Origin of the sequence: Paenibacillus sp. OV219 (assembly GCF_900110075.1) — a bacterium.
Classification (GTDB): Bacteria; Bacillota; Bacilli; order Paenibacillales; family Paenibacillaceae; genus Paenibacillus_Z.
The window spans coordinates 77,069-92,539 of sequence record NZ_FOCJ01000003.1 but is presented as its reverse complement, the minus strand read 5'-3'; the positions used below and the strand labels follow the sequence as shown (position 1 = coordinate 92,539).

The 15,471-nt window shown below is 49.1% G+C and carries 19 protein-coding genes; 4 read left to right on the top strand and 15 right to left on the bottom strand.

The annotated features are described in order from the left end of the window. Nucleotides 1–268 precede the first annotated feature (268 nt). The 4 genes from BMY11_RS10080 to BMY11_RS10065 form a co-directional block, all read right to left on the bottom strand. The gene (locus BMY11_RS10080) at nt 269–979 is read right to left on the bottom strand and encodes a DUF5666 domain-containing protein (RefSeq protein WP_143069238.1); all 711 of its coding nucleotides are present in this window, start codon (nt 977–979) and stop codon (nt 269–271) included. 91 nt (nt 980–1,070) lie between these two features. Continuing rightward, nucleotides 1,071–1,568, bottom strand: coding sequence for an RNA polymerase sigma factor (locus tag BMY11_RS10075; RefSeq protein WP_090574701.1), 498 nt, complete (start codon nt 1,566–1,568; stop codon nt 1,071–1,073). A gap of 246 nt (nt 1,569–1,814) precedes the next feature. After that, complete coding sequence (locus tag BMY11_RS10070; RefSeq protein WP_371262792.1) at nt 1,815–2,465, bottom strand: alpha/beta hydrolase; 651 nt, start codon at nt 2,463–2,465, stop codon at nt 1,815–1,817. A gap of 123 nt (nt 2,466–2,588) precedes the next feature. Beyond that, complete coding sequence (locus tag BMY11_RS10065; RefSeq protein WP_090574698.1) at nt 2,589–3,053, bottom strand: GNAT family N-acetyltransferase; 465 nt, start codon at nt 3,051–3,053, stop codon at nt 2,589–2,591. 111 nt (nt 3,054–3,164) lie between these two features. Here BMY11_RS10065 and BMY11_RS10060 point away from each other — a divergent pair, with 111 nt between their 5' ends. Next, on the top strand, nt 3,165–4,061 hold the full coding sequence (locus BMY11_RS10060) for an aminoglycoside phosphotransferase family protein (RefSeq protein WP_090574695.1): 897 nt from the start codon (nt 3,165–3,167) through the stop codon (nt 4,059–4,061). 15 nt (nt 4,062–4,076) lie between these two features. Here the strand turns inward: BMY11_RS10060 and BMY11_RS10055 are convergent, their stop codons facing one another. The 4 genes from BMY11_RS10055 to BMY11_RS10040 all read right to left on the bottom strand — a co-directional run bounded on the left by BMY11_RS10055 (nt 4,077) and on the right by BMY11_RS10040 (nt 6,755). Then, nucleotides 4,077–4,475 carry a DUF1398 family protein gene (locus BMY11_RS10055; RefSeq protein ID WP_090574692.1) on the bottom strand — a complete coding sequence of 133 codons (399 nt, stop codon included), beginning with the start codon at nt 4,473–4,475 and terminating at the stop codon, nt 4,077–4,079. Then, entirely contained in the window at nt 4,472–5,653 is a 1,182-nt protein-coding gene (locus BMY11_RS10050) for a macrolide family glycosyltransferase (protein WP_090574689.1), read from the bottom strand. Before BMY11_RS10050 ends, BMY11_RS10055 begins: the two co-directional genes overlap by 4 nt. A gap of 140 nt (nt 5,654–5,793) precedes the next feature. Further along, a complete protein-coding gene (locus BMY11_RS10045; RefSeq protein WP_090574686.1) occupies nt 5,794–6,393 on the bottom strand; it encodes a TMEM175 family protein in 600 nt (199 codons plus the stop codon). Beyond that, a complete protein-coding gene (locus tag BMY11_RS10040; protein ID WP_090574684.1) occupies nt 6,390–6,755 on the bottom strand; it encodes a winged helix-turn-helix transcriptional regulator in 366 nt (121 codons plus the stop codon). The genes BMY11_RS10045 and BMY11_RS10040 overlap by 4 nt, the downstream gene beginning before the upstream one ends. A 146-nt stretch (nt 6,756–6,901) precedes the next feature. Between BMY11_RS10040 and BMY11_RS10035 the strand changes: the two genes are divergently transcribed. After that, nucleotides 6,902–7,255, top strand: coding sequence for a DoxX family protein (locus tag BMY11_RS10035; RefSeq protein WP_090574681.1), 354 nt, complete (start codon nt 6,902–6,904; stop codon nt 7,253–7,255). 87 nt (nt 7,256–7,342) lie between these two features. Here the strand turns inward: BMY11_RS10035 and BMY11_RS10030 are convergent, their stop codons facing one another. From BMY11_RS10030 to BMY11_RS10015, 4 genes are all read right to left on the bottom strand, one after another. Continuing rightward, nucleotides 7,343–8,131, bottom strand: a complete 789-nt coding sequence (locus tag BMY11_RS10030) for a GNAT family N-acetyltransferase (RefSeq protein ID WP_256217392.1) — start codon at nt 8,129–8,131, stop codon at nt 7,343–7,345. 268 nt (nt 8,132–8,399) lie between these two features. Continuing rightward, nucleotides 8,400–8,738, bottom strand: a complete 339-nt coding sequence (locus tag BMY11_RS10025) for a hypothetical protein (protein WP_090574678.1) — start codon at nt 8,736–8,738, stop codon at nt 8,400–8,402. Between the two features lie 28 nt (nt 8,739–8,766). Continuing rightward, a complete protein-coding gene (locus BMY11_RS10020) occupies nt 8,767–9,963 on the bottom strand; it encodes a ParM/StbA family protein (RefSeq protein WP_090574675.1) in 1,197 nt (398 codons plus the stop codon). 207 nt (nt 9,964–10,170) lie between these two features. Next, complete coding sequence (locus BMY11_RS10015) at nt 10,171–11,574, bottom strand: MDR family MFS transporter (protein WP_090574672.1); 1,404 nt, start codon at nt 11,572–11,574, stop codon at nt 10,171–10,173. Between the two features lie 182 nt (nt 11,575–11,756). Between BMY11_RS10015 and BMY11_RS10010 the strand changes: the two genes are divergently transcribed. Both BMY11_RS10010 and BMY11_RS10005 read left to right on the top strand, forming a co-directional pair. Then, nucleotides 11,757–12,095, top strand: coding sequence for a PadR family transcriptional regulator (locus BMY11_RS10010; RefSeq protein WP_090574668.1), 339 nt, complete (start codon nt 11,757–11,759; stop codon nt 12,093–12,095). Between the two features lie 5 nt (nt 12,096–12,100). Further along, nucleotides 12,101–12,652 (top strand): DUF2812 domain-containing protein, encoded by a 552-nt coding sequence (locus tag BMY11_RS10005; RefSeq protein ID WP_090574665.1) that lies wholly within the window; start codon nt 12,101–12,103, stop codon nt 12,650–12,652. Between the two features lie 206 nt (nt 12,653–12,858). Here the strand turns inward: BMY11_RS10005 and BMY11_RS10000 are convergent, their stop codons facing one another. From BMY11_RS10000 to BMY11_RS09990, 3 genes are all read right to left on the bottom strand, one after another. Next, on the bottom strand, nt 12,859–13,626 hold the full coding sequence (locus BMY11_RS10000; protein WP_090574662.1) for a class I SAM-dependent methyltransferase: 768 nt from the start codon (nt 13,624–13,626) through the stop codon (nt 12,859–12,861). A 33-nt stretch (nt 13,627–13,659) separates the two neighbouring features. Beyond that, entirely contained in the window at nt 13,660–14,034 is a 375-nt protein-coding gene (locus tag BMY11_RS09995) for a YciI family protein (RefSeq protein ID WP_090574659.1), read from the bottom strand. Nucleotides 14,035–14,136: 102 nt separating this feature from the next. Next, nucleotides 14,137–15,378, bottom strand: coding sequence for an RNA polymerase sigma factor (locus BMY11_RS09990; RefSeq protein ID WP_090575652.1), 1,242 nt, complete (start codon nt 15,376–15,378; stop codon nt 14,137–14,139). Nucleotides 15,379–15,471 lie beyond the last annotated feature (93 nt).

Sequence of the window (15,471 nt, the reverse complement as noted above, 5' to 3'; positions counted from 1 at the left end):
ACGCTTTCAAAACGTTCTAACAGTTGTAATTGTAATGAAAATGTCGATCCCCATTCCAGACAATAAACATAAGACCGCAGTCAACAAACGTTAGATTTCGATTAAAAAAATAAAGTTACCTTCGTTCGGAAAGTGCTCCTGCGTGCTGACCAAGGATGTCCTCACGACCTCTCGATACGTTCCGTTAGCCGCCGACGCACCCCGCCAAGCCGACACAAAAAAGCAGTGACCGATGAGGGTCACTGCCGAAATTGCTGCCCGCGCACTCTTATTTCTGCGGAGCCATATTGTTGTAAATACGCGCGGCGATTACTTTACCCGTGCTCACATCCTCCGACGTAAAGCCGGATACGAAGTTGCCCACTTTAAACTCCTTCTGCAGCAGCTCCTCGGATGGTTCAGCAGCGTTAGGGCCATCGATGCCCAGCTTCGTATCCGCTGTCACCGTCACCCACAGATCGCCAACCTTGAAGCTCTTGCCGTCTGCGCTTACTTCCGTGATTTCACCGTTAATGTTGGCTGCCATCTTGCCACCTTTAGTAGGCGCGTTCGTGCCGCTGTCCTTCGCCGGCGCCATATTGTTATAGATAACGTCCGCCGTTACCTTACCAGTGCTGACATCCTGCGACGTGAAGCCAGCCACGATGTTGCCGACTTTAAACTCCTTCTGCAGCAATTCCTCGGATGGCGGCGCTGCTGTCGGTTCATTGCTGCCAAGCTTCGTTTGATCCGTTACTGTTACCCACAGGTCGCCGACTTTGAAGCTCTTGCCGTCTGCACTTACTTCAGAGATGGCGCCTTCAATATTGACGGCTACCTTGCCATGAATCGGCGGCTTCGCTGCAGTAGCCGGCGGCGATGACACCGTTGCCGGGCTCGTATTATCGTTATGATTCATTGTGAAGATACTTACGGCTAAAACCGCGCATGCCGCGATTCCCGTCCAGCCAATCAGCTTTCTTTTCTTTGCTTGTTCCATAAGTAATCTCTCCTTTGATTGTGTTTGCAGTAGCTTCCGATACGTTGCTTCTTTGAAATCTTCACTTGTCTTCACGTGGGACATTGCGGATTTATAAACAGATTTCTTCATCGTCCAGGCCTCCGATCTTCTCTTTTAAGAGCTGGCGTCCTCTGGCAAGCCATGTTCCGACCGTTGCGGGCTTAGCCTGCAAAATAACCGCTATCTCCTGGATCGAGTATCCTTCATAGTAGTGTAGATGGATCGGAATTCGGTATTTCTTATCCAAGGCGAGCACGGTCTGCAGAACCTCGCTCTCTTCCTTGGGGAGGTAGCTCAGGTCTTCGGGAACCGGGTTTCTGCTTCTAAACCATCCGGTTTTCAGCATATTTTTGCTTTTATTAATCGTCGTTCGGATCAGCCAAGCTTTCTCATGTTCGCGGTTTTGGAAGACAGGACGCTTCTGCAAGTAAGTGAGAAACACATCCTGCGCGACTTCCTCGGCATCCGCCGTATTCTTCAAATAGGCAAAAGCGACCTTAATCAAGCTTTGCGAATATTCATCCAATGCCCGTCGCACGGATTCATTGAGCTCATATGAATCGTACACCTTAGCACCTCCTTTCACTTGTAATACAACTGAGTGGACTACTATTTTTCATTCCGGCCAATTTTTTTTGAAAAGATGCTATTTATTTTCAATGCGCCTACATCCAAATAGACGGTTGGTTGCACGTGAATGACTGCAAATACACAGCATGTAAATTCGTCCAAAAAGGACACGTAAACAAAAAGAGGCAAACTCCCTTGCCTGCTAAGCAGGACTAGGAATTTGCCTCTTTCATAAAGATTACGTTTATTCGACCGCGGCGTCCGCGCGCAACCACTTCACAAAATCTCGCTGATTCTCCTCAGAGACGGCATGGTCGATTGGATAGAGCTTAAAGGTTAAGCGAGACGTTATCGGCTCGAAATATTTCGCCGTTTCATGCCCGATCCGAACCGGGAATACGCCGTCGAATTCCCCGTGGGAAATAAACATAGATACGTTCGTGACGCTCTTCAGCGGATACTCCGTCTTCACAAACTCAGGGACATAGCCATTCAGCGCAACGATTCCCTTCAGCTGTTCCCCCATCGTCAGCGCAAGCGTCATCGACAGAATTGCGCCCTGACTGAAGCCAAGCAAGTACCGCCGAGCCGCATCAATCGGGTATTTCTCCGTTACATACTGGACGAAAGCCTCCAATTGCTGAATAGCCTGATCGAATATCTCCCGGATCGGATTGCCGAGGCTACGGAGCTCGTAATATTGAAACCCTGCGCCTAGCGTCAGATTGCCGCGAATACCGACAATAATAAATGCTTCCACAAGCGGCTCCACCAAACCGAACATATTGCGTTCATTGGACCCTTTGCCATGCAGAGTAAAGATGACCGGGTATCGTTTATTCGCATCCATATTGGCGGGAAACCGAATGTCATAGTCGTAAGCTGGGATTATCATAAGTACACCTCTCCTTTTGGCACCATGCCTCATACACTTATATTAGTCATAGAGATTATTATTTATTATAGATAATATAATTCGCGAGAGTAACTCTGTCAACAACAAAACAGGACACATCCTCTATGAGGAGTGCCCCGTCTTCTTCACGATTTCCCAATATATCATGCCATTCTCGGTCCCTGTTCGGGTCATCCCAAGCTTCTCTAGTACTCGAATGGATGGACCGTTATCGACAAGGCATTCTGCCACGATTCGATTCACCTTGTCTGTAGAGAATGCCCACTTCATGATGGCGCCGACCGCCTCTGTAGCGATTCCTTTGTTATGCATGTCTGGAATGATGCCATACCCGACTTCTACCTTTCCCCTCGGATCAGGCTTGCCTTTGAACCCAATGTCGCCGATCACTTGCCCGCTGCCTTGCAGCGTGACAAACCAGACCCCCCAGCCCAATAATTCAGCGTCTTCCTTCAGTTTGCCCAAATAGCCCGCGATATGCTTGCCGATTCGATACGATTGTGCAACTTGCTCACCGTTATCGTGATCGAATACTGTAATGAGGAGTCGTTCCGTTATAAGCTGCAAATCAACAGTCTCCTTCTGAAAAATAGTTTAATTATAGTGGTTTTATCCCGTTCAGCTTCCATGATAGGGTATTATAATGACACCATGTCTAGTGAAGGGAAGTGACGAGCAATGATTGCAATTGAAATTACGACTGATCTTGTGCGCCGTTTAATAAGCGAGCAATTCCCTGAGTGGAAACACCTTGAGATACGGCCCGTTAATAACAGTGGCCATGACAATCGAACCTATCACTTAGGCACCGAGATGACCGTCCGATTGCCGAGTCATGAGCGATACGCTTCGGCTGTAGAGAAGGAGCTAACTTGGCTGCCACAATTCAAGTCTCGGCTTTCTCTGCCCATCCCGTCCCCCCTTGCTAAGGGCGAGCCGACGGATGAATACCCACTTCCATGGTCAGTCAACCAATGGATTGCGGGCGAGACGGTAACAGACACTAATATACGAGATAGAACAAAGTTTGCTCAAGATCTGGCCGATTTTCTAAAAGAGCTCGAGGCAATTGATGCAACAGGAGGCGTACCAGCAGGCGTACAGAACTTCCATCGCGGCGGCGATCTTGCCGTCTATGATTCGGATACAAGGTCTGTTATTGAGCAGGTCTCAGGCTCCGGATCGGGCGTTTACAGCGCAAGCCTATTAACGGAAATTTGGGAGCTTGCTCTGGCGACCAAGTACCATTCGGCTCCGCTCTGGATTCACGGCGACATTGCTGTTGGCAACCTGCTCGTTAGCGATGGGAGACTGTCAGGCGTCATCGATTTCGGTACGATGGGCGTGGGCGATCCTGCAAGCGACCTTGTGATGGCTTGGAATTATTTTGACGCGGCTAGTCGCAGCCTCTTTCTTGGCAGTATGAATCTAGGCGATGACACGGTCGACCGTGCACGCGGGTGGGCGCTCTGGAAGGCGCTTATCACCTACCATTGGAACGATAAACAATCGATCGCCGCCCATTGGGGCAGACGTGCGATTGACCGTATTATCGAAGAATATACAGCTCACTAAAGCTGTTGCTTACCGTTATTCGAAGGGCGGGATTGCCTCTTTATAAGATTCCGAGGGCTTCCCGCTCGTATAATTAATCATCCGCTCTTTCATATTCACCTCGTAATACTGCACGCCGGCATCCGCCATATCCTGAATGAAATCCGTGAAGGGCGTCCGGTGCTGCTGATGATGCAGAAGCCCCCGTTTGACCGCATCTCCTTGGAACTGCTCTGCCACCACCAGGCTTGCAGCTGCCGCCCCATTCGGTTCCTCGTACTGATTGTCTTCACCCATAAATACGGTCTGGTTATTCGCGATGCTTGTCCGGTAGGAGACGACTCCCGCTGTGAGCAGCTCCTGAAACGTTCTTGGGTAGGGCCACTTCTCAAGCTTGGACACCTTGCTGATTTGTTTCACTTCTTCCATATTCATATACGATCTCTCCTTATTTGAAATATCTCATCGACCGCCTGACGATAGCCGCCGGACTGCTGCAGGGATTCCCTAATCGACGCAACAGCTGGCTCGAAGGAAGTCTCGCTTAACACATGAGCTACCGCTTCTCGCAGCTGATTCACGGTCAAGCTCGGCATGTCCAGCCGAACTCCTGCTCCGATACGAGCGACTTGCCCTGCAATAATCGGCTGGTCTGCGCTCAACGGAAGAACGATGAGCGGCACCCCGTAGTAGAGCCCTTCGTGGGCGCTGTTCATGCCGCCATGCGTAATGAATAGCTTCGAGTGCTGTAATACCTCTGTTTGTGGCACATAATCACTGACGATGAAGTTGCTCGGAATTTCGCCAAGGTCCGCAATTGGCGTTCTTGTCCCGACAGACATGACCACCGTGTGGTCCGTGCTCCCAAGCGCATCCATGCACAGCTTATAGAAGGCAATGGCTTGGTTAAAGACAGTCCCCAGCGATATGTAAATGACATTCTTTCCCTCGATTGCAGCAATATCGAAGGTGCCTTGCGCCTGCCGCGACGCGATGGATGGGCCGACAAATTTATAGGTGGAGTCGAATGTATCTCCATCAGGCTGAAAAGCCCTTGTCGTATACACAATCGTAAGCGGGGCCGGATTGCAGAACACTTCGTATGGAGACTGAAGCTCCACGTTATATCGTTCACTCACCATCGTGGTCAGGCTATTGAATTGATCGTTGGTTGGAGCGGCAATTTCTACTCGTTCCAGCATGGACTTGAAGGATTGTTCACTTTGCGCAAAAGTCGTACACGAGCTAATGGCCGGCAGCTTCAGCATCTCCGCAAGGATTCGTCCGCATCCAAACATGGAATCGTGAATGATGTAATCGAACTGCTCTCCCTGAATCTGCTCAAGTACACTTGGAATGACGACATCTGCTGTATGTAAAAGACCGTTGATACGTTCGAGCATATGGCTTCTGCCGCCTGAGACGAAAGCTTGTATGAACCGCTGCCCGTCCAACGTTCGAACGGTTGCACCCGTCTTCTCCATCCGCTCGCGGAAAGCTTCGACACAGAAGTACACGACCTCTTCCCCGCGCGAAATCAGCTCCTGCACGACGCCAATCGTTGGATTAATATGTCCTTCCGAGCCAGCATTGATAAATAGTACACGTGCCATGGTTGTCACTCCTTTGCGAATGAGTATGAGTCCATTCCAATCACTTTCTTATGCTTAGCACTTCTTTGCATTAAAGAAGAGTTTAGAGCTAGAAACTGTAGAAGGCACCCCGATAGGTGCCTTCTACTTTTTCTTTTATTCTACTGCGCTTTATTATTTATGGCATGACCCTTCAAAGCCTGTTCAATTCGCTTATCCGGCACAAACCAAATCACTGCGACAAGCACGAAGAAGAAGCAGGAAATCCAGGCACTTACATATGCAGTCAGAATCGCTATCAAGTATAGAACAGGCGATAGCTTGCCCTTCAAGTCTTTCCCTAGCGCCATAACAAACTGAGAGTCGCTGGCATGCTGCTTCATAATTGCGCGCTGAAGCAGCCAGTAGGATAACGCCGCTAGCATCAGAATAATGCCATACAGCGCCGTCGGAGTGCTTGCAAAATGGCTCTCCCCCATCCAAGCCGTCGTGAACGGCACAAGCGATAGCCAGAATAGAAGCAGAAGGTTAAGCCACATGAGACGTCCACTCATGGTGCGAACCATATGCACCAGATGGTGATGATTATTCCAGTAGATGCCGACATAGACGAAACTGAAGATATAGCTGAGGATCTTCGGCCCAAGCTCCACTAACGCACCCCAATCATGGTCTTCCGGCACTTTGAATTCCAGCACCATAATGGTGATAATAATCGCCAGCACGCCATCGCTGAAGGCTTCCATCCGATTCGCCTTCAGAGTGCCTCACCTCCTGATTGATTCTCTTCGCGGTCTGTTCCATATAACACATCCATATGCTGAGTGTGAGACGTTCCCCAATCATTCAATACCTGCAGAACTGTACTTAGACCTTTCCCGTATTCCGAAATCGAGTATTCGACCCTGGGCGGAATTTGGTTGTACACCTCTCTGCGGACGATATCGTGGTGCTCCAGCTCTCGCAACTGCTGGGTAAGCATTCTTTTGTTTATATCCGGAATTGCTTTCTGCAGCTCGCTGAATCTCATCGTATCGTTTGCAATAAGCTGAAGCAGAATGACAGGCTTCCATTTGCCTACAAGAATGCTCAGCGCTGATTCAAATTTACAGTATTGTTTCATCGTAACCTCCCGCTTCCCGCTGCTTAAAGCAAGGTAACTTTTTATTTACTAGGTCTAAAAAAAGCGCCTACTTCCGTCATGGCATACTACCATCTATTATACCTGTAGAGGATAACGAAAAAGTAGTCAGGAGGCTCGCAGTATATATGAATATTACACTATGGATCATTCAAGGACTTGCAGCTCTAGCCTTCGCTTACGGAGGCTGGCTGAAGGCGGTTCAGTATGAGAAAGCAAGAACAGAATGGGGATGGGTAAGAAGCGTTCCCCGAGCATTCGTCGTCTTCATCGGGATAGCAGAATTAATCGGAGTGATCGGGCTCATTGTTCCACAAGCGACTGGTATTGCACCGATATGGACGCCTATTGCCGCAACCGCTCTTGCCGTTGTCGTGTTGCTCGGCGCCCTGCTCCACCTAGTACGTAAGGAATATCGCGAAGTCGGCGTGAATGTTGTGTTCATCGCGCTCGCGGCCATTGTTGCGATAGGTCGATTCTAACTTACGATAGCACTTATTAAGGTAACAGCAGCACATAAATAGTAATAAGCCAATTTACTCACCCTTCACATCAATTGTGATCTATCATCATTCGGACGGGATTACCGTGATGTTTAAAAGCCTGGTCTTTGTAACCATGCCCGCGCCTTCCAAAGTCCGTTTGGATGCTTCGTTGTAATACCAGCATCCGGATATCGGTACTAATTGATGACCGTAGCACCACTGTTTTAGTTTAATAATAATGGTTCTCCCAATTCCTTGGTTGCGATAGTGTTCATTCGTGAACATGCCGATGCTAGCCATACCCGTCAGCATATTACTCTTCTCAAGCACGCCAACTCCGAGCAAAATAGGCCCCCTGTAGTAGGTGAACAGTTCCCCGCTCGTAATCCTCATCTCATATTGATCAAGGAAGTCCCCGCACATCTCTTGCAAAGGTACGAGGTCATCTAAGGTCGCCTGACCAAAAATCTCATTTCCTCGTGATTCTATCTCCGGAAATTCCTGGCGGCTATCTTGAAAGAAATACGCCTGCTTGGTCATTCGAAAGTCTTTATCTAGTGCTAAGCTGACAAACAGTTCATCTCCGGTATAAACATAAATCGACTCCACATTATGCTTTCGAATGACCTCATTAAAGAGCTCTTGGGCAGCCTTTAAATAAGATAGCTTAACATAAAATTGCGTTAGCATCCGGTCATTACAAATCGCATAATAGCCAATTTCGTATGACTCATCAAGGATGACATAAAAGGTGGATGAGAGAATGTGATGCTCCAAAAATGAATCAAATGGCGAGGATAGTGATTGCGTGTATTCTTGCATGAGATGCTCGATCTCGTGAGACTGGCACGGTTTAAAATTCACTTCCAACATCCTTTCACGGTTTCTATTCGCGTGACTGGATTTAGTATAACGGAATAGGCCATTTTGCCACAACAAACGAATAAACCGGAATCCTAATAAGGAATCCGGTTCGGTCCGATTGGTATCACCTTGAACGGCTTCATATGCCTTCGTAATCCTTAATGACACTTGGTATTATGGAGCATGACCGAGTGTTACTCGGCATTACTTGGTGTTACTCGGTGTTACTTGGTGTTACTTGGTATTACTTCGTGATACTAAGAATTACCGTGCCTTACTAGCTCCAAGCTTCAATATCTTCATCGTCAACTTCGTCTATCGTGGGCGCTTCGTGGGCGGCGGCTAATTCTTCGTCATGGTCGGCAGCTTCTGCGGCAACTGCCATCTCCGCTTGGGCAGCTTGGACGGGAGCTCCCGAGCTCAAGACACCGGCCCGCTCCACAGGTATAAACATCTGCAAATTGCGGACGCCGTGCTGCATAATTTCGTTCTCCACCAAATAGCGAAAAGAATCCATCAGATTCGTTTGTGCGTTCAGCCACGCCATAACAAGAGGATCCTCCGTCTTCCGCGTCTTCAGGCTCATATTATCGCCCGCTAGCTTGGTCTTCTTCATCCGCGATCACCTACCTGCTCCGCTCTAATTATGCGGGCTGCTCCGCTTTATTTTTCAGCGCCTCATAAATTTTGCCGCGTACGAAAGCATCCAGTCCTGTCGCGTTCAACTCGACCGCATACTCAGCCGGAATATAGAACAGCTTGATTTCACGGACATCGCTCAGCTCCTTCAGGTACGGATACAGAATCGTCCGCATGAGAATGCTGCCGCCGCCGTACACGCAGATCAGGTCGATCTCATTACGCGCTTTGGTCAGCTGCTTCTTCGTCTGCTGCACGATTTGCTTGACCTGACTTTCCAACGGTCGCCTCAGTGTCTTTAGCGCTCTCGCATGATACTTATGCTTCGGATTCTTGAGCACGTCGCTGAAGAACTGCCTTGGGCTGTCCGGCAGATGAATGAGACGGTTGAACTCCTGCAGCGCTTCCTCAATTGCATAGCCCGCTCCATGATGGCTGCCATGCACGAATTGCCTCAGAAATCGATTCCCCTCCGTAATCGGATACTCCGTCGACCCGTCCCCGATATCAACATGCAATATCCGCTTATCCTTGAAGAAGCTGCCATTGAACTTCTTCTCCATCCCGTACGATGCGGCAAAATCGGCAAAGATCTCGCCCTCCCGCCAATTGCCCGCAGCATCCTTTTGCAAAGTGAAAATGACCGGCGTCGCCTCTGGTACGACCTTCACAAACGGAAAGACAATATTGACCGACACACGGAGAGTGCCAAGGTGAATCGTCACATGATGTCTGCCCGACGTAAACCGTTTCTCAAACTTCGCAGATGACTCGTCGGTATGCTGCGTAACCGGCAGCGCTGTCGCCATATCAACTTCAATGTCGAGCTGTGGCGGAATCTGTTTCTCCTCTTCATAGGCCTTCTGAACCGCCACCGCGGCGATTTGTGCCAGCGTGTTAATAATCGGCAGATCCATCTCACTCTTGGAATCAATGCCGATCTGAATATTGTCAATAATTTCGCCGCTCTCAAGCGCGAACTTCCCGATGTAGTACATTCCCGGCTGCGCGGAAGGCGAGTCAATGGTGACGACCAGCTGATCTTGGAGATTCTTAATGAAGCTCTCCGGCACCTGCTCCTCCCGCCACGGAAGCTCGTCCACCCTGCAATTAACGTTCGGCTGCTGAATCAATCTACCGTCAATCATCAAATCATGCTCGCTGTTCCCATTATCATTACCGACAAAGAAGTGAAAGTTCATCCTTACATCCTCCTATCGTTATCGTTATCGCTAGGTTTGTATGCCTTAGTATTACTTTGCCATACCAAGTGTTAGTAAGCATCATGCTGGAGTCCCACGATAGATTAGGTTTCTCTCATTGGAAATTGTCGAACATTCAGCGAAGAATAAGACAAAAAAGGTGCGCCTACTATGGCGCACCTTTAACATTCCTCTGCCTCTATCGGCTTACCCCACCACACTAGACTGAGACTTGCCCGATTCCTTACGCTGAGACGGCAATAAGCCAACAACGAGCACGACCGCGATTGATATGGCAAAAATCGATATAAAGACGATATGCATACCATGAGCAACCTGCTTCGTATCAAGCCCTGCTGCCGCGTTATTGAATAATGTGCCGAATAACGCCACACCAACGGTCTGCCCAAGCGCGTTCATCAGCGAGTTCGTCGAGGTCGCCACTCCCCTTTCGCTCCAATCTACGGCATTCTGGATTAAGACTAGAATTGGCGTCGTCAACAAGCCCATGCCGAAGCCGATGACAATCAATATGCCAACCAAGTATGCGTATGGTGAATCCGAATTAATGAGCATGAGCCATAGGCTGCCTGCTGCAACGACAATCGCACCTGTGACAATAAAGAGGCGAGGCCCGTATTTAAACATCAGCCTTCCCGTCATCGTTGCCGCGAACGGCCAAGCCAGGCACATCGGCATCAACGTAAACCCGGAGTTCGTCGCGCTATGTCCAAGTACAACTTGAATCCATTGAGGCGCGTACACCATGACACCGGCCGTTATCGCAAAACCTAGAAAGCTAAGCAAGTAGATCACGCGAATCTCTCTCGTCTTAAACAGCCCAAGCGGTATCATTGGCTCCTTCACCCGTGTCTCTACGAACAGGAACAGCGAGATGAATACCACCGCGAAGCACAACAGTCCAATGATTAGTGCCGAGTCCCATGCGTACTTCTCACCACCATTAAGCAAGGCGTACAGGAGCGCCGATAGACCAATGGTGAATAGGCTCGCGCCAAAGAAGTCGATCTTCTTCGCTTTCCTCTCGAACTTCTCATGTAGAAACAAAGCGACGAGAATGAAGGCTAGCACGAACACCGGCACATTCATGTAGAATATCCAGCGCCAAGAAATATAGTCGACGAACGTTCCTCCGACAAGCGGACCAAGCAATCCCGCCACCGACCATACGGAAGCGAATATCCCTTGAACCTTCGCCCGCTGCTCTCCCGGATACAAATCTCCGACGATCGTGAATGTCACCGGCGTAAGTGCACCCGCCCCAAACCCTTGGATGGCACGGAACCAGATCAAGGCGGTCATGCTTGTCGCTGCTCCGCAAAGAATAGATCCAACTGCAAAGATAAGCAGACCTGCTGTAAACACCGATCTTCTTCCATACAAGTCAGCCAGTTTACCGAAAATAGGCGTCGCGACGCACATCGTCAGCGTATAAATCGAGAATACCCAACTGATTAAGCTGAAGCCGCTTAATTCCTTCGTAATATGCGGCATCGCTGTACTGACAACCGTTGCATCTAGCGCACCGATGAACAGTGCCGCCAGCAGGCCAATTGTTACGACCTTTCGATTCGTCGTTTGCTGTACCAACTTGGAATACCTCCTCAATTGGAATGAAATACCGAGATATCCTCAAATCTATTCGCCTTCGCCGAAACCATTCCTCTAACTCCACCCCCTTTCATTCACATATATTGACAATTTATATATCGTCCGGTAATATATCGTCATAAGATATATCGTCTGACGATACAATTGAGGGAGGGATAAGGATGCGAGATCCGAAGGATATGCTGCCGCTGACGGAAGCTTTTTACTATATATTAATTGCGCTGCATGCTGAGCCTACACACGGATACGGCATCATGCAGGATGCGGAGCGTATGAGCAATGGGCGGGTAAAGATCGGCGCGGGCACATTGTATACGGCGCTGAACACGTTACTCACCAAAGGACTTATTGAACATTATCCTGGCCCGGAAGGAACAGACAGCAGACGCAAAATGTATGTCATCACCCCATACGGGCAAGACGTCACAGCGGCGGAGATAACCAGGCTGGAAGAGCTTCTAAAGGCGGGTCATCGAGTTCTTAATGATGGGAAGGAGTGAGGCAAATGGCAATACCGACGGAGAAAAGGTATCGGCTGTCGATGAGCTGGAACTATGAGAAGGACGAAGCTTGGCTATCGGAGCAGTCCAGACAAGGGCTGCAGCTTAAGAAGGTCGGCATATTCAGTTACACCTTCACACGCGATGTAGCGATGCGTTATGCGTATGCGCTTGATTTTCAGAATGGGCTAGGGCGAGGAGACAAGTTTGAAGCCTATTTGGAGTTATATCGCGATGCGGGCTGGGAGCATGTCAGCTCCTACGGGGGAATGTGGCATTACTTCCGCAGAGAATGGCAGCCGGATGAGCACCCTCGTCTTTATACGGATTACGAGTCACTTGTGACGCATTTCCAGAAGATCAAACGAGTTTTTATCAGCTTGCTGTTTGCAAACCTCACGATTATGATCATCAATATGTTCAATCTGCTATCACGATTTAACGACCGCCCGTGGAGCATTATTGTTCCAGTACTCTTCATCTATGTATGCATATTTATAATTCTGGGGTATGGTATATCCGCCTTCGGGAAAAAGATTCAGAAGCTTCAGCAATAACCGCTTTTAAGCAATGGCCGATGCCTTCGGTGACACATTCCTCCTGACAGCGTGGATTGCTGTTGCCGGCGTGCTGCTAAGCTTCAATCTTCGTAAGCCAAAGGTAAGTCATAGTACTGGTGAAAGAGCGTCTGAATCTTCCACGACGAGTAGCCACTAATTACGAAGCCCCTTCAGCTGATGCAGCCGAAGGGGCTTTACTTAGGTTAATACTTTCGCGCGGTCACAATCGGTTGGTAATAGCCTGAGAGCTCGGGGAGATGCCACTCTATATCCGTAAAACCTGTCTCGCGCAGTAATTGGTTAATCTCTTCCCGCAACAACGCTCTGTACTGCGTTTTATAATGCTTTGTTGTCCATTGCTCATTCATTTCCTGCAAAATAAACTGGTTTACCGTATACGTCTTCCCGTCTTCTGCCCAATCCCATACCTGAAAGACAATTCTCTTGCCCTCATCGAATATACGAGGCTGAGTAGCAGGCAGCTTCTCCATTGTTAATGCGTCGTAATCCCTTATGGTGGCGACTAACAGGCCATTCTGGTTCAGCTTTGTGTGGAAATTCGCAAAAGCTGTGTGTAAATCATGATCTGTCAGGAGATGTGGAATCGCGTTATCTGCCGACAGCACTATATCGAAACTCCCTTGTACATCCTTATCCAACGTACGAAAGTCTGCTACTCCAAAGTTTATGGTCACTCCGTGAGATATTGCTTCTTCTTCGGCTCTTTTGACAGATGCTGAGCTTATGTCTGTCGCGCTTACTAGATACCCGTGCTTCGCCAAGCCGATTGCTTGTGTACCGATGCCGCACGAACAATCCAGGAGTGTAAGATTGGGCTGGCTCGTTATTTTGGATTTAATGAGCCTGTTCAGAATCTCACCTTGCCGTGCAATAGCCTCATTCCAATCATGAAATATGAGGTGATAGTCTTCTGCAATTTCATCGTAGAAATGGAGAACGGAATCGTTCAATTCATTTCCCTCCCTATCCCATAGTCGATGACTCTAATCTCGCATCTTAAAATAATGAATGGGGCGGATCTCGATTCCCCACCCAAACTGCTCGCCAGCGCCTATCTGTACACTCGGATGTAAGGATGCGATTCGAATCGCTTCATCCATGTCCTGTGCTTCTATAAGAAAAGCACTGCCAATCATCTCTTTCGTTTCGATAAAGGGTCCATCCATAACCTTTACTATCCCACTCTCCCGCCGCAAGCATTTCGCTTCAGAAGCAAGACCCGCATCGACAAGCACTTGACCACTTTTATAGAAATTGTCCAGGTGAGGCATACATTCGTTCATGACAGCATTAATCTCATCCTTCGGGCGGGCGTCCATCTTCGCTGGTTCCAAGTATCCCAAACATAGAAATTGCATATTGATTTCTCCTCTGACGTTAGATTGAAGCACTCAGACTTGCCTCTACTTAATCAACGAACGATACGTCGCAGAATCGACATCCCATTAAAAAAGAATGAATTAAGAAAGTTCATTATCCTCAGAGCATTCAGCAGCGCGTCTTAACAGCAGTTCCTGCTCACGCGTGTTGCCAGCGAGCGTTGCGGCACGTTCGAACTCTAACTTGGCTTCGCCTAGTCGTCCCAACTTCATTAGGAAATCGCCACGCACACTCGGTAATAAATGATAGTTTTTCAACGCTGGCTCGGACAGCAGCCTGTCGACAAGCTCAAGTCCAATTGCCGGTCCATGAGCCATCGATACGGCTACCGCATGATTCAACTCGATAATAGGCGATGGCGTCAATTGGTAGAGATCATTGTAGAGCTCGGATATCCGTACCCAATCCGTCTCCGAAGCGGTTCGGGCCCGCGCATGACACGCAGCAATAGCCGCCTGAAGAGAGTAAGGACCAAGTTCGCCGCCGAGTTGCTCGGCACGATCAAGCATAGCTAGCCCGCTTCTGATTAGGGTGTCATCCCAGAGCGCCCGGTTCTGATCCATCAGCAGAATGGGCTCTCCCGCTTGGTCGACTCGCGCTTTAAATCTCGCCGCTTGGAATTGCATAAGTGCAACAAGCCCGAATACCTCGGGTTCGTTGTGTATAATTTCAGACAATATACGCCCTAACCGCAGAGCTTCCTCACAAAGAACGGGCCGCATCCAATTATCGCCGGAGGATGCAGAGTATCCCTCGTTAAACATGAGGTAGACAACCTGCAGTACCGAGGACAATCTTGTCGTAAGCTCGGACTTCTGAGGAAGCTCGAATGGAACACGCTGCTCCGAGAACAATCGCTTAGCCCGCGTAATTCGCGCAGCAACCGTGGGTTCTGGAGTGAGATACGCTTTGGCAATTTCCTCGGTCGTTAATCCTCCAAGCAGTCGCAGCGTGAGTGCTGCACGTGCCTCTGCCGACAACATGGGATGGCAGGTCATAAATATGAGGCGGAGGAGATCATCTTCAACGTGGTCATCAAGTGCGGTATCCAGATCCAGCTCTTCCTGCGTGTTCAGCTCGTAGCCAATTTCTTCATATTTGCGGTCCCTCAATTTATTTCTGCGCAGCAGATCGAATGCCCGGCGTTTGGCGGTTGTCATCAGCCAAGCACCTGGGTTTTCCGGTATACCTGATTGCGGCCAGTGCTCGAGGGCGATAAGGAGCGCATCCTGCGCAAGGTCTTCGGCAAGTCCGACATCGCGTACGATCCGCGTGAGAACTGCAATAATCTTCGCCGATTCGCTCCTCCATATGGCATCCATGGAACGATTAATAACCGTGTCTGGCACGAGAGCCCCTCCCTGATCACTCCTTACACAAGAGCAGAATACTGCTACTTTCGTGATCTAACGGTA